General features: G+C 41.3%; 13 protein-coding genes and 1 tRNA gene. All 14 read right to left on the reverse strand.

Annotation, left to right across the window (positions count from 1 at the left end; genetic code table 11):
* Positions 1–196: 196 nt before the first annotated feature.
* A tRNA-Thr gene (locus ACESTK_RS12175) sits at positions 197–269 on the reverse strand.
* A gap of 166 nt (positions 270–435) precedes the next feature.
* A complete protein-coding gene (locus tag ACESTK_RS12180) occupies positions 436–4,533 on the reverse strand; it encodes a SpaA isopeptide-forming pilin-related protein (RefSeq protein ID WP_373119849.1) in 4,098 nt (1,365 codons plus the stop codon).
* A complete protein-coding gene (locus ACESTK_RS12185) occupies positions 4,530–5,165 on the reverse strand; it encodes a hypothetical protein (RefSeq protein WP_373119850.1) in 636 nt (211 codons plus the stop codon). The genes ACESTK_RS12180 and ACESTK_RS12185 overlap by 4 nt, the downstream gene beginning before the upstream one ends.
* A gap of 1 nt (position 5,166) precedes the next feature.
* Complete coding sequence (locus tag ACESTK_RS12190; protein WP_347088773.1) at positions 5,167–5,661, reverse strand: signal peptidase I; 495 nt, start codon at positions 5,659–5,661, stop codon at positions 5,167–5,169.
* Positions 5,658–7,046, reverse strand: coding sequence for a hypothetical protein (locus tag ACESTK_RS12195; RefSeq protein WP_187566244.1), 1,389 nt, complete (start codon positions 7,044–7,046; stop codon positions 5,658–5,660). Before ACESTK_RS12195 ends, ACESTK_RS12190 begins: the two co-directional genes overlap by 4 nt.
* Before the next feature lie 19 nt (positions 7,047–7,065).
* Complete coding sequence (locus ACESTK_RS12200) at positions 7,066–7,842, reverse strand: TasA family protein (protein WP_148462759.1); 777 nt, start codon at positions 7,840–7,842, stop codon at positions 7,066–7,068.
* Positions 7,843–7,863: 21 nt separating this feature from the next.
* Positions 7,864–8,550, reverse strand: coding sequence for a hypothetical protein (locus tag ACESTK_RS12205; RefSeq protein ID WP_173716453.1), 687 nt, complete (start codon positions 8,548–8,550; stop codon positions 7,864–7,866).
* Positions 8,551–8,560: 10 nt separating this feature from the next.
* Complete coding sequence (locus tag ACESTK_RS12210) at positions 8,561–9,049, reverse strand: hypothetical protein (RefSeq protein WP_195699901.1); 489 nt, start codon at positions 9,047–9,049, stop codon at positions 8,561–8,563.
* 480 nt (positions 9,050–9,529) lie between these two features.
* A complete protein-coding gene (gene sigH, locus ACESTK_RS12215) occupies positions 9,530–10,111 on the reverse strand; it encodes an RNA polymerase sporulation sigma factor SigH (protein WP_118579097.1) in 582 nt (193 codons plus the stop codon).
* Between the two features lie 14 nt (positions 10,112–10,125).
* Positions 10,126–10,857, reverse strand: coding sequence for a 23S rRNA (guanosine(2251)-2'-O)-methyltransferase RlmB (gene rlmB / locus ACESTK_RS12220; RefSeq protein WP_148462761.1), 732 nt, complete (start codon positions 10,855–10,857; stop codon positions 10,126–10,128).
* 50 nt (positions 10,858–10,907) lie between these two features.
* Complete coding sequence (locus ACESTK_RS12225; RefSeq protein ID WP_118579103.1) at positions 10,908–11,333, reverse strand: Mini-ribonuclease 3; 426 nt, start codon at positions 11,331–11,333, stop codon at positions 10,908–10,910.
* A complete protein-coding gene (gene cysS / locus ACESTK_RS12230) occupies positions 11,318–12,727 on the reverse strand; it encodes a cysteine--tRNA ligase (RefSeq protein WP_173716451.1) in 1,410 nt (469 codons plus the stop codon). The genes ACESTK_RS12225 and cysS overlap by 16 nt, the downstream gene beginning before the upstream one ends.
* Positions 12,728–12,821: 94 nt before the next feature.
* Positions 12,822–13,295 carry a 2-C-methyl-D-erythritol 2,4-cyclodiphosphate synthase gene (gene ispF, locus ACESTK_RS12235; protein WP_373119902.1) on the reverse strand — a complete coding sequence of 158 codons (474 nt, stop codon included), beginning with the start codon at positions 13,293–13,295 and terminating at the stop codon, positions 12,822–12,824.
* 305 nt (positions 13,296–13,600) lie between these two features.
* Positions 13,601–13,972: a RidA family protein gene (locus ACESTK_RS12240; protein WP_148462763.1), complete on the reverse strand. Its 372-nt coding sequence runs from the start codon at positions 13,970–13,972 to the stop codon at positions 13,601–13,603.
* Positions 13,973–14,137 lie beyond the last annotated feature (165 nt).

Here is a 14,137-nt window from a genome sequence, read left to right on the forward strand (position 1 = left end):
GTAAAAAAATTTTCTTCAATATGTGTATCGGGAATAATTTCTCAAACATGTTCTGTTCTTTGATGATTTATCTTATCATAAATAGGTGCATTTTAAAAGTTTTTCTTAAAAAATTGTTGATTTTTATCCCTATCTATGAGAGTATATTAATTTATGCTACAAAAAAATCCCTGATATATAATCAGGGATTAAAAAGAGCTGATGACGGGAATCGAACCCGTGACCTCCGCCTTACCAAGGCGACGCTCTACCGACTGAGCCACATCAGCACTCTCATGTTCGGCATTTCTGCCGCTCACAGTTGATTATATTACCAGAAGGTTATCTTGTTGTCAACACTTATTTTCAAATTTTTTCAAAAAATATAAAATAATTAAAATTTTTTGCTGCAGCACCTGCCGCTGCAACCTGGCAGGTACTGCTATACTGCATTTTTCATTTTTCAGGAATAACAATATTCCGCACATAATCTGTATCTGTCAGTAAGCCATCTCCGCTTTTCTTGTTTGTAAAGGAAGCGGTCCCATTCTGATTTCCGGACAGATCAAACTGAACAGTATTTCCCTGTACAGTTCCATTTACTACCTGGTCAATTTTCTCCAGTTTATACCGCATAACTTTACTCTCCTGAACCTGGTATTTCCCTGCCGGAAGTGCGAATACAGCCCTTTTGCTTACATCTGCCCGGGTGTCTGTGTTTTCTTTTGTAAATTCCACAGTTTTAGAGTAAATACGTTCTTCTCCATCCAGATCTGTTCCTTTCACCGTGAATGTAAAGGCCGGATTTCCCTGTCCCCAGACAATTTCATCTCCATGAAGAATTTTGTTTATTGTAAGAGTCACCATCTTCACATCTGTCATCTGGAACTTCTGAACTCCAGATGTACTTTTTACCGTACAAATCACCGGTTTTCCTTTTTTGTAACCGGAAGGAGCTGTTATTTCTGTAAGTACATATTCTCCGGCTGGCAGTTTATTAATCCTATGAGCAGTTTTCCCGGACGTCCAGGTGTCGATCACTTTTCCGCTTTTATCCGTCAACTGCATAACAGCTCCTGCAACAGCTTCACCTGTCACCTTATCCGTCTTTAAAAATTCCGCTTTTATATAACGGTTTTCAATTACCATTGTATAACCTTGCTCATTCTTTACCAATCCATTTGCATCCACAGTAAATTTATAAACTGTGTTATCTAAAACATATCCGGCAGGTACTGCTGTCTCCTGTATACAATATGTTGCAGGTGACAGCCCTTCCAATTTTATTAATCCGTTTTTGTTTGTTGTGTATGTTGTTCCCGCCGAATCTGCATTTGCACTGCTTTCCCATAAACGGAATTTTACGCCTTCAATAGGAGGACGATTTCCTCCTGTTTCTTCCGTTTCTGTTACTTTTTTGATGTACAGATGCATTTTCTGATTTCTGACAAGGATCGCTTTTTCAGGCTCTGTTTTGCTTAAATTCGCCTCAAATACCTGCCGGCTGATTGCATATCCCTCCGGTGGTCTTACCTCACTTACCTTATATTTTCCAAGATAAATATCTTTTGAAATGGCTGTTCCATTTCTATCCGTTACTATAGTATCTGCTACAGTCCCAGCTCTCAGCAAAATATTTCCAGAAGCAGAACGGATGTCCTCCAAAGCTGTGATCTGAAATTTTCCATTCTGCAGTGCCTTTCCTGTCTCATCCACTTTTCTTATAGTAATATGACCTTTTGGAACTTTTTCCTTTACAATCACCCTGGTCTTTTCTGTATTTTTTGATGTGGAAGAAGGTTCTCCTCCGATCCAGTTAAAAGTACTTGTAGCAATATTGTATATATGGGCTTCCAGTACATCCGGATTTTGATTTGCTACATAGTACTGCTGTAAGTTACTGTTACTCTTCAATCCAACAGTAAGTAAAAGACGCACGGATTTTCCATAACAGCGCTCTGGCAATTCTGCCACAGAAGACAAGGTAATCGAATTTCCAGCAACATTCAGACTCCAATCTCCGCGTACACTGTCAGAAGCGCCAAATGAAGCTTCTACTGTCTGATCAAGATATATCTGAACCCCTTTCAGTTCAAAACAGTCTGCCAAAGTATCCTGGATTTTAAATTTGGAAATTTTCCATTCTCTTTTATTGGAAGGAATTTCCTGAACAATTTCAAACACACTTTCAAAATCTCTGCCAGTATACTCTGCAGTAACTATTCTCTGATTTTCCCTTAGAATCCATTTTTGAGGATTCTTTGGTTCGGTTCTGTTTACGCTTGCCCTATCTGCAACATTGTTCGAGGTAATTGTTACAGCCTGCGAGTCTCCTTTATGCTGTGTCGTAACAGTAAAATGATTGCTGGTCACATAAGAAGCTACAGTTCCGTTATAAGTACAGGAAATCTCTCCTGGTACCATTCTGGCGTTAAAAATCACATCATAGGATTTCCCATAAAATCCTCTGTCACCAAGAGCAGCTTCTGTTGCCTTTAAGGTAATGTTCTTTCCATTTACAGATATCTGGAACCGTCCATCCACTCTGTTCTGCCCGTTTTCATAAACCTCCGCTGTTGCAGCTGTCAATTCTGCTCCCGCAGGCAATGTATCTGCAATTTCCATTCTGGTCATATACCCGCCAAATTCATTATCCGGCACATTTATATTCAGTTTATATTTATACTCACTGTCCGGACCTGGAAGAAGAAGGTCTTCTCTCCATACCCCATCCTGCAAATTGGCAGTATACTTCTTTACAGAGGCATTCACTACTTTGTTTTTATATCTTGTACAATCTGTAGTCACTTCATCTGACCAGGAAGTTCCTGCGAGCCCATTTATATGCTGACAGGTAATCGAAGCCTTATTTTTTACCTCATAACGGTAACTGTCACCACTGTAAACCGGTGTTATTTCAGTAGGATCCATTCTCACTTTTATCTGAAACTCATATGTTTTTCCATAAAAGTCCGCCTGTGACAATGCTGCCTGTGTAGCCTGAAAATTTATCACATCCCCATCTGTAGAAATACTAAACCATGAGGTTACATCATTCTCTGAAGGCAGCATCTTTACAGCTGCGTAACCAGCGAAATCGACTCCTGCCGGCAGGGTATCACTGACTTCGCAAGAGCTGTAATAATACGCTGAATGCTCTTCCGGGATATCTGTCTGCAAGGTATAATAAAATTCCGAGGTACTGTCAGACAAGGTGTTTGACGTTCCCTGGGAAGCCAGTGTATTTCCAGTCTTTTTTACAAGGCCAGGATACTCTACCGGACCATAGCCTTTCGCATCCCAGTTAAGTCCGGCAGACGTTTTACAGGTTCCAGTCTGTACATCAGCAAATACACTTTTGATCCTGCTTGCTGTTTCAATAGAATAAGCTCCGCAACCAGGCCGCAAAATTGCCAGATAGAAGCCGGATGAATTGTCCAGCTCATAAACAACTGTATTTTGCGGAATCTCTCCGTCAACGGCAGGTGCCGGTGCGGTAAGAACTTCAAAGTTTTTGGAAAATAAAGTTTTCTTCACTACATTTACTACAGAATCAGTTGTCGCATACCGGTGTCCTATAGAACCATTCTGAAGATTGATTCCAAATCTCTGGTACAAATCAATATCCAGCCATCGAAAACGATAGTTGCCTGCAACCGGAATATCTGTACCGCTTTTTACAATATCAATTTTGATTTCCTGTGCAGAGAGCTCATCCTTAAAGCTGATCCACAATTCATTTGAATTGCTGACACCAAACATAGGATAAATTCCCGTTATTTTATTTCCCTTGTAATCGTAGGTATAATCCTGATAATTATTACAGGTAAGAAGAAGGTCTACCTTCGTATTTGCTTCTTTATTGTATCCTACATGTGTAACACGAAAACCAAATTTTCCTTTTGCATTGTTATTAAGTGGAACAAAATACGGTCCCTCTACCATTGCTCCCTGCTTCATTCCTGAAATAACGTCATTTCCTGCATTGTTCCATGAATAAACCTGGGTATCCGCATTCCAGCCAAGTCTTGTATATTTGCTGCTGAAAAGCGTACTTCCATTTGCAACAGCGGTAAAACCGCCCTTTCCTTCTCTTACAGGAGTTCCTTCCTGTGCATAATTTTCCGGAGCAACATATGCATCAATCAAGTCATCTGTGCTGCCATCTTCAAGCACTTCCAGACCATCTTGAAAAAACATGGAATCCTCTCCTGAAGTTTCCATTTCCTCCAAAGAAGACAAAAATTCTCCATCCTCATTTGCAATCAGTCCACTCTGAAAAAATTTCTCCTCTTCTGAAACATTCCTGTCAGCTTCTGTACTGTCTGTTTCTGTACTATCTGTTTCTGCCCCATCCATTTCATCATGAGCAGGATTTTCTTCACATTCAGCTTCTTCAGGCGCTGTATTGTCTTGCATTACTTCCTGCGCTTCCGTTTCAGTTGACACCTTCTCATCTTCCTGTGCCCTTACTGCCCAGCCAGGATAGGAGAACGCTACAGGCACAGCCAGAGCCGCGGCCAATATAGTTTTTTTCAGATTTCTTTTTCTCATCCCCTCGCCTCCTTCTGGTCAATATCAGCCTGTTTCAAATATTCCTGATAGATTTCTTTCATGGTTTTGCTTCCATCCTGTTCCTGAATAACGCTGGCAATCACAGGTACATCATAGCTTACACTTGCATCCAATTCCCCCTCTAAATAGGAAACAGCAGCAAGTTTTCGAAATAGCGGTGTAGTGGATTCTCCTGGGTTCAAAACACTTTTATAGCCGTAAATATATTTTTTGTTTCCTGAGGTTTTCTCCTGATAAAGAAGAATCCACTTCGTCTCGTCTGCCTGAAATGTAAACAATTCTCTGTTTTCTCTTATTGTTTTTCTGCCTGTACTGCCATCCAGAACAGCTATACTTCTCATAGGAACATTTACCTCCAGAAAAACATTTGCACTGTTTTCCCCTATATTTTTTACAACCGGATCTTTTTCCAGGATCTGACCGGGATAAACCTTTGACGCTTTTTGCGTATCCCAGTGGGCTTCTGTAAGCTGCGCCTTTACAGATCCTGCCGTAAAAACATTCTTTACTTCGCCGGCGGATTTGCTTAAATACGCAGCTGTTCCCCCGGCAAAAGACATAGTTCCGACAAGCAGCCCCATAACTGCCAAAAAGCTTCTTTTTTTCCTCAACTTATTTCACTCTCCTTTTTGTCTGCCCTTCAAAAATTTCTGTTGCCAGATAAATTACAAACAGGAAAAAGACTGCCGCAATTTTACCCGTTCTGCTTCCTGTAAAGTTCAGCACATATCCGGCAAAAGGGATGCAAAATACAACCGTGCCCTGCAGATTTTCCCACTTTACCGGTTTTGTATCCTGATATTGATTGGAATCCCCTTTTGTTACAAAAAAATGCTTTTCCTTATTGTTTTCAGCTACCCGGTGTGTAATCATTGTTCTCCCTTGTTCTGTGGTAAATGTAATGATCTCCCCTTTTTCTACTTTTTCCGGCTCCTTTTCCTTCACATATATGGCACTTCCAACTGGCAAATCAGGGCTCATGCTTCCAGACATTACGCTGTAACATTTCATGCCATATATCTGGGGAAACGAAAGTCCGACTAACAAAATGACAAAAATCACCCATATGATTTTCAACAGACCTTTTCCCCAGATTTTTAATCTCATCTGTCTTTTTCCTTTCTGTACAGTTTTCTTGCAGTTACTGCAAGAACCACCGCAGCTGCAAATAGCGCAAACCATCTTGCCAGCAGATTTGTGTTATCTCCGGTTTTAGGACTTGCAGACGCAGTTGCATACACTTTTTCTCCTGCTGCTCCATTTAAGCTTTCCCCTCCACCGTTGTATCCACTTCCACCACTGTTTCCGTTTTCGCCATACTTTCCATTTCCGCTTTTATTTCCACTTCCGCCGTTATTTCCGTTATTTCCGTCATCTCCATTGTTCTCATCGTCATTGTGCCCCCGGTCACCATTTCCATTTTGACCGGAAGATGAATCCGAAGAGGCCTGACTCGCAGAAAATACCCATTTCACTTTTCCCAACAGTTCCTGATATTCATTATCCATCTCTTCACTTAAAGACAATTTTACAATCAGATTTTTTCCTGCTCCTGGTTTAAACTCACCAAGGGAAATGTCTTTTTTCATGCTCCAGCCTTTTTTCGTCAGATTTCCATCTACAGTTCCATGATAAAGAACTTTATTGTTCTCCAGAATTTCAATCTTTGCATAACTGGTAAGAAGCTTCCGTATCAGCTCCAGATTCTTTTTGCTGTACTTGTTCTGTTTGGCAGCTTCCGCCCGAAGGCTCATCTTAATGTTTAAATCCGAGTTATTAGCAAGCCTTATTGTCTGGCTTCTTGTACATCCAGGCTGCAGGTTCTTAAAATTTGCAAACAGATCTGTTTTCTCGCCGCCAATGATCAGCTTATGATTTTTGTCAAAAATCACACTGGTAACAACTTCGCAAGTACATGGCTGATAGGTAATTCCAAGATCCTTCTCATTTTTTCCCCATATTGCTTTCATTTCGCCGCTCTCTGCCTGTATACTCTCCAGATTTACAATAATTCTTGCCTCTTTGTTCTTATAACGGTTGTCTGCTTTTTCAGAGAGATAGTAGCTGTCCATCAGAGGCTTTTTCGTGGTTTTTCCTGCCGGCAATACATCCTTATAGTACCAGTAGCCGTCCTCACACAGCTTCCAGAGATCGGTGTTGTAATGAATTTCGATCATCTCAGGATCCAGTTCCCGATTTTCCAGAAACTGACCGGTTTCACTGATACTCCCAAACACTCTTCCAATTTTTATCCGGACAAAGGAATCCACAGTTCCTTCATTTTTTATATTTACCTCTTTCACCACTTTCTGTCCCGGATCTACATGATCTGGCCTTACATAATTTTCCTGTATGGAATTTTTGTAAGAGGACATGGACAGCAGATTTACTGCATATTCAGATACATTCCAGGCAGCCAGCGCAGTACCGCATGCAAGCAGCAGTACTGCCACCACAGTTATGCAGATACTTGTGCACTTATGCTTCTTCATGGTATCTCTTCCTTTCTGATCAGTTCTCACTGCCGCGGTTTATTTCCTGCAAGGTTCCTCCTTTAATTTCTTCATCCAACATGCGGTAAGCTTCTGACTGGGTAGCAAATCCTTTGCTCTGAATTGCCTGTGCTGTTACTTTCAGCTGATAATTTCCAACTTTCTGCATCTGTGTCTGGTTCCAGTCTGTAGGAATCGCAATATTGGTAAACAGGGTAGACTCCTCTCCAATATTTAAAATTCCATCCCCTTTTGCTCCCATATAATTGAAAACAAGTTTTGAAGCAGTGGAGCGTGCCGTGTCCTTTGTCCACAATGGATTTACCATTGGATAGGCTGCCAGCTGTGCAAGGTTGTAGCCAGGAATCCTATCCTGAATCAGTCCGGTAGCCTTACCTTCTTTTTTGTCATATCCACCGGTAAAAGTCTTATCAAAATAAATGGTTTTATAAATCAGATTCAACGCCTGATCGTCTGTGATCGGTGTCCCCTGACTATTCAGAATGTCCACACTCATTCTCACATAACAGGGCTCGTCCCCGTTTTTGTCGGAGGTGATGTTCTTTACAGTTGGATTTTTGTATACCGTGTATCCCGGATACATATTCTTTCCATCGTTTTCATTTGGATCCCAGTCCGGTTCTTTCAGACCAATATCAAGGTCCCCTGTGGTAAAAACATTGGTCTGCACAGAATTTTCCGTGAAATAAGCCATTGTGTTTCCAATTCCAAATAACATGGCACATGAAAGTACTCCCGCAAATAATACATTTCTTTTTCCTCTGCTCATTTTCATATTTTCTCTTCCTTTCTCTCATTAAAAATGAAACAATCCTGCTTCATACGCACTTTTTGGATTGTTAAGACCAAAATATTCTTCTCCTGTCATCTGCTGAAGAATCTGTCCGGAAATCTTAATTTCCACCCCGCCCATTTCCTGAATCCAGGTCTGCCTGCGGTTATTTACCTTTTTATCCACCCAGACCTTTGTAAATAGAGGAACAGTTGTTTCTCCTGTACCATTCAGGTTCCTTTTCAAAACTTTCGAGTAGTAAAAATACTGTACAGGGTCTGTCTTTTTCTGCTCAGCAAATCGCACCCATTCTCCTTTAGCGGCATCATCACTGTTATAATCAATGGTATAAACCTGGACTACTTTTTCCATATCCTGAGCGCTTAAGACTTTTCCTCTTTTGCTCTTATCCGGGCAATTCTGACTGTAAACGAACTCACATTTCAATGCTGCAAGCTCATTCATATTCAGTTCTGATGTATTGGTTATCTGAGGATCTTTTGCAACAGAAGAACCTGGAACAGTAAGTAATCCTTTCTGTGGATTCCATGACGGCTCTGTAAGAACTGCATCCAGGCCTTTTTCCCCGGCAAATGTCAGCCTGTTTGCAACTTGTCCTGTGTCACCAAGATAAGCAAGTGTGCCGCCAGTTCCCACAGCCAGACATAACCCGGTTCCAAAGATCAGTGCTGCCTTTTTCATTTTTTTCATGTGCACCTCCTTACAGTCTTGCAAAGGCTTCTTCCGGAGAAGAAAATCCTTCGCTCTGAACCGACTCTTCATACACAAGAATATCAAATGGAACTAAATCTTCTTTTTTTACTATGTTTTTTATAACAATATTATCAAAAACCGTATCTGTTCGCTGTCCTGGCTGAAGCTGTTTCTGATAATAATAGTATCCGTCTTCTCCTGTTTTCCAACTGTCTTTTATCTTAAGAGGCTCACACTGCGCCTGTGCATCCAGATTGCTGAATACTACCCTGACCCGGACATATACCGGAATCACAGAATCATTTACAATACATGGCTTTTTCTTTATGACCGATCCTGGTCCAGGATCGGCCGGAGGATCAAACTCTTCTTCAATGTGTGTCTTATTCTCCACTATCTTTATCCTGTTAACAGTTTCCTGGCGGTCAATTAAATAGGCATACACCATAGAACCTGCTGCTCCCGCCAAAAGGCAGAACGCTAGTACAAACAGCATCCATTTCTTTCTCATGGATCAATCACGGCAGGAACCGTTCCTGCTTACTCCTTTCCTCCTGGAATTTCTGTTATTTTGCAGACCTGCTGCAAAACAGCTACTGCTCAAAAAGACCAGTAACCATAAAATCAGCACATGGGTACCACCTCCTTTACAAAGAACCAGAACGGTCATATCTGTCATTAGGGATTTTTTCGAAAATTAAATAGTAAAAAGAATAAAAGATTTGATTTATAAATACATCTGAGATCAGTGAAATAAATAGAAACTATAATTATTAATATTTTAACAATTTCTAAGATACAATAATTAATTAAATGGATTTTAATAACTGAATTAACAAATTTGAATTAAAGATTAAATTGACGCGTCTTCTGTGACGCATTGATTAATTGATATGATAACATGTTTTTTGAAAAAGTCAATACAGGAAATAGAATTTTTCTATTTCCTGTACCAGCTCCTGGACTAGAAAAGGCTCTAGCTTATTACCTCGCGGATTTTGGAGCGAATTCTCTGCAGAGCATTATCAACAGATTTTGGAGATTTATTCAGGATTCCTCCAATTTCCACATATCCTTTTCCCTTCAGATACAAATCCAGCACTTTATTTTCCATAGGACTTAAATAATCTGAAATTCTTTTCCGAAGATCCTCTGTAGTCTCCTGATCAATAATGATAGATTCCGGATTCTCCACGCTCAGTTCCCAGATTGGACTGCTTTCATCCTCCTGATTCAACGATACATAGGAATTCAGAGGCTGGTGCTTCTGGCGGTTAGAATTCTGAATGGCACTGTATATCTGCCTGTCAATACACACTCTGGCAAAAGTTGCAAAAGATGCCTCCTTATCTGTCTGAAAATCCCGGACTGCTTTAAACAAACCGATCATTCCTTCCTGAATCAGGTCATCTGTATCTCCTCCGATGAGGAACATGGCCCGGGCTTTCTGACGCACCAGCCCCTTATATTTCTCCATCAGATAATCTTCTATGGCTGTCTCTCCAGCCCGCAGACGGGCAATCAGTTCTTCATCACTTACACCATCGAACTTTCCCATATTTCCTCCGGATTTTATTTCATTCTCTGGCGAACCACCTCATAGGCAAGGATTCCTGCTGCAACAGACGCATTCAGAGAATCAATATCTCCCTTCATAGGAATAGCTGCCACAAAGTCACATTTTTCCTTTACAAGACGGCTCACGCCCTCTCCCTCATTTCCGATTACCACACCCATAGGACCGGTAAGATTCAGATTGTACATCAGATCTCCGCCCATATCTGCGCATACGAACCACATACCCTCTTTTTTCAGCTCTTCGATGGTCTGTCCAAGATTAGATACCTTGGCAACTGGTGTGTAGTTCAAAGCCCCTGCAGAAGTTTTTGCAACTGTTGATGTAAGCCCTGCCGCATGTCTTTTCGGAATGATAACACCATGTGCGCCTGCAAGGTTGGCAGTACGGATAATAGCTCCCAGATTATGGGGATCTTCGATATCATCAAGAAGAAAAATGAAAGGTGCTTCTCCTTTTTCCTTTGCTTTATTTAAAATATCCTCAACTGTGGAATATTCATATGCAGCCACCTGCGCGATCACGCCCTGATGGGCGCCTGTCTCGCTTAACTGATCCAGACGCTCTTTCTGTACAAAATTAATGATCGTATCTTTTTTTCTTGCCTCACGGATAATGGTGCGTACTGGTCCATCCTGGCATCTGTCCAGAACAAAAAGCTTGTCCACGCATTTTCCTGAGCGAAATGCCTCTAATACCGCATTTCTTCCTTCAATCTGCTCGCTCATTTGCAGCCTCCTGTCTCTTATTGCCTTTGTAAAATCATTGCTGTTGTTCTTTATAAATTCTCTTCCGGAATTCCTTTTCTCACCAGTTCCACAATTCTGGAATAATCTTCTTTCAGGTACAAATATCCCATCAGTGCCTCAAAGCCTGTAGCCCTGCGGTAATCTGCCATTGTAGCATGCTTGGCCATTGTAGGGGAATGTGCATTTCTGCCTCTTTTATAGACAGCCAGTTCTTCTTCTGTAAGATCAGGTTCCAGAAGCTCCATCATCTTTGACTGCGCTCCTGCCTTTACCAGGCTGCTGGCCTTTTTATGAAGCTGATTCACCGGACAGTTGCCTTTTTTAACAAGGATTGTCCGGATCACCAGTTCATAAACACCATCTCCAATATAAGCCAGTGTCAGCGGGGAATAGGTTCGCAGATCCCTGTCTTTCAGTTCAAACAGTTCTTTTAATTCACTTAAGCCCGTTTCCATTTTACTCCTTCACGTGTATCTTTAAGAATGATTCCCTTTGCAAGGAGTTCATCACGAATCTCATCTGCTCTTGCAAAATTCTTTGCCTTTCTTGCCTCCTGGCGCTCTGCAATCAGATCTTCGATTTCTTTATCCAGAATTTCTTCTTTCTTCACAGCAGCAAGTCCAAGCACATCACAAAGCTTCACAAGAATTTCAAGAATTCCTTCTGCAAAAGCGGCGCTGCTTTCTTCTGTTACATTTGTATTGGCAAATTTGACCAGTTCAAATACAGCTGCAAGCGCATCAGCTGTGTTGAAATCGTCTTCCATTGCTTCTTCAAATTTCTTTACATATCCTTCTGCCTCTGCAAGAAGTTTCTTCTCAGCCTCAGTAAGTTCAACAGCAGATGCCTTCTCCTTACGGTCTTTCAGGCGTCCTGCTGCCTCTGTAATTCTCTCAAGGGCATTCTTGGAAGACTCCATAAGATCAGCACTAAAGTTCAGCGGACTTCTGTAGTGTGCATTCAGCATGAAGAAACGAAGCACCTGCAGGTCATACTGCTCGCTGATCTCACGCACAGTACGGAAGTTTCCAAGGGACTTGGACATTTTACGGTTATCAATATTCAAGAATGCATTGTGCATCCAGTATCTTGCAAAAATTTTGTCATTGCAGCATTCGCTCTGTGCGATTTCATTCTCGTGATGCGGGAAAATAAGATCCTCACCACCGGCATGGATATCAATCTCGTCTCCAAGATATTTCTTAGACATAACAGAGCACTCAATGTGCCAGCCCGGACGGCCATCGCACCACGGAGAAGTCCAGTATGGTTCCCCTTCTTTCTTCGGTTTCCAGAGTACGAAATCCAGCGGATCTTCTTTCTGGTCCTCTCCTGATACCTGAAGTGCACGGAATCCAGACTGCAGGTCATCCAGGTTTTTGTGGGAAAGCTTTCCATATTCTTTAAATTTCTTTACACGGAAATATACAGTTCCGTCTGCCACTGCATAAGCATATCCTTTATCCATAAGAGTCTGGATCATGCTGATCATGCCGTCAATTTCCTGAGTTGCCTGAGGATGTGTAGTAGCAGGCTTCACGTTCATTCCTGCCATATCCTTTTTGCACTCTTCAATATATCTCTGGGAAATTTCTTCTGCGGAAACTCCCTCTTCGATTGCTTTCTTGATAATTTTGTCATCTACATCTGTAAAGTTGGATACATAGTTTACTTCGTATCCTTTATATTCCAGATAACGGCGGACTGTATCAAAAATGATCATTGGACGTGCATTACCAATATGGATCAGGTTGTATACAGTAGGTCCGCAGACATACATTTTTACCTTTCCCTCTTCAAGGGGTACAAATTCCTCTTTCTGACGGGTCAGTGTATTAAAAATCTTCATTTTATTTCTCCCTCCGGTCAATTTCTCTAAATGTTATTTCGCAGCTACCAATTCCAGACTTCTGCAGCATTTTGTACTTGTGCGCACAACAACATTATTTCTTGTATAAAAGGCAGACTGCCTGGGAAGCAATTCCCTCTTCTCTTCCGGTAAAACCCAGCTTCTCCTCTGTGGTAGCCTTGATATTCAGACAGTCAGGCTCCATATGCAGCGCTTTCGCAATGTTTTCCTTCATCTGTGGAATATGAGGTGCCATCTTCGGCTTCTGGGCAATGACCACAGCGTCAATATTTCCTACACCATATCCTTTTTTTTCCAGAAGAGAGGCTACATGTTCCAACAGCTTTACGCTGGAAATCCCCTCGTATGCCGGATCTGTATCTGGAAAATGCTGTCCAATATCTCCAAGAGCTGCAGCTCCCAAAAGAGCATCCATAATCGCATGAATCAGTACATCTGCATCTGAATGTCCCAGCAGGCCTTTCTCCCACGGTATCTTCACACCGCCAAGGATCAGATTCCGGTTCTCTGTCAGTCTGTGTACATCATATCCCATTCCCACTTTCATAAGATTATCCACATTTCGTCCCTGCCTTTCTTCTTGAAAGGGATTTTCCTGCATAGCAAAAAATCCCCATGCTATCGTTCGCTATTATACATGATTTCCAACTAAAAAGCAATCCGTCAACAGTTTAATATGCCAGGGATTTCTGTCTGACATTCCAGACTGCGTTGCAACAGAATTCTGCACAATTTTTATTTATGACAAAGGCCTCCCGGGTGAACCCCAGAAGGCCTGACAATATATATTCTAAATATTTGCATATCTTTAAATACAAAAACATTTGACACATTTTCCTGTGGACAGTACTATTAAACTTCTGCGATTACCTCAACTTCGCAAAGAACATTCTTCGGAAGAGTTTTCACAGCGACACAGGAACGTGCTGGTTTGTTTACAAAGTATTTCGCATATACTTCATTAAACTTGGCAAAATCTCCCATATCAGCAAGGAAGCATGTTGTCTTAACTGCCTTCTCAAAGCTACTTCCTGCTTCTTTCAGTACTTCGCCAAGATTCTTCATAACCTGCTCTGCCTGAGTCTCAATGGTATTTCCGTTGATCTCGCCTGTTGCAGGATTTACCGGAATCTGTCCAGATGTGAATAATACTCCATTTAAGATCATTGCCTGGGAGTATGGTCCGATTGCTGCTGGTGCCTTCTCTGTATAAACTACTTTCATGGTGTAAATCTCCTTTCAATTTTTCTTTTATTGTCTTCATGCTATCGCAAAATTTTATTAGTGTCAAGCAATTTTTTTGTACGAATCTGGAAAGTAATTTTTTTGTACAAGTCTGGAACGGATTCTGCCTTGCAGGATTTTCCTATTACATAAATAATGTTTGCT

It is taken from the genome of Ruminococcus sp. Marseille-P328 (assembly GCF_964249465.1).
Lineage (GTDB): Bacteria > Bacillota > Clostridia > Lachnospirales > Lachnospiraceae > Blautia_A > Blautia_A faecis.

Excerpts from the sequence above, each read along its gene's own strand:
- ACESTK_RS12180 (WP_373119849.1), bottom strand. The coding sequence starts at position 4,533 with ATGAGAAAAAGAAATCTGAAAAAAACTATATTGGCCGCGGCTCTGGCT.
- ACESTK_RS12190 (WP_347088773.1), bottom strand. The coding sequence starts at position 5,661 with ATGAGATTAAAAATCTGGGGAAAAGGTCTGTTGAAAATCATATGGGTG.
- ACESTK_RS12195 (WP_187566244.1), bottom strand. The coding sequence starts at position 7,046 with ATGAAGAAGCATAAGTGCACAAGTATCTGCATAACTGTGGTGGCAGTA.
- ACESTK_RS12200 (WP_148462759.1), bottom strand. The coding sequence starts at position 7,842 with ATGAAAATGAGCAGAGGAAAAAGAAATGTATTATTTGCGGGAGTACTT.
- ACESTK_RS12205 (WP_173716453.1), bottom strand. The coding sequence starts at position 8,550 with ATGAAAAAAATGAAAAAGGCAGCACTGATCTTTGGAACCGGGTTATGT.
- ACESTK_RS12210 (WP_195699901.1), bottom strand. The coding sequence starts at position 9,049 with ATGCTGTTTGTACTAGCGTTCTGCCTTTTGGCGGGAGCAGCAGGTTCT.
- sigH (WP_118579097.1), bottom strand. The coding sequence starts at position 10,111 with ATGGGAAAGTTCGATGGTGTAAGTGATGAAGAACTGATTGCCCGTCTG.
- rlmB (WP_148462761.1), bottom strand. The coding sequence starts at position 10,857 with ATGAGCGAGCAGATTGAAGGAAGAAATGCGGTATTAGAGGCATTTCGC.
- ACESTK_RS12225 (WP_118579103.1), bottom strand. The coding sequence starts at position 11,333 with ATGGAAACGGGCTTAAGTGAATTAAAAGAACTGTTTGAACTGAAAGAC.
- cysS (WP_173716451.1), bottom strand. The coding sequence starts at position 12,727 with ATGAAGATTTTTAATACACTGACCCGTCAGAAAGAGGAATTTGTACCC.
- ispF (WP_373119902.1), bottom strand. The coding sequence starts at position 13,295 with ATGAAAGTGGGAATGGGATATGATGTACACAGACTGACAGAGAACCGG.
- ACESTK_RS12240 (WP_148462763.1), bottom strand. The coding sequence starts at position 13,972 with ATGAAAGTAGTTTATACAGAGAAGGCACCAGCAGCAATCGGACCATAC.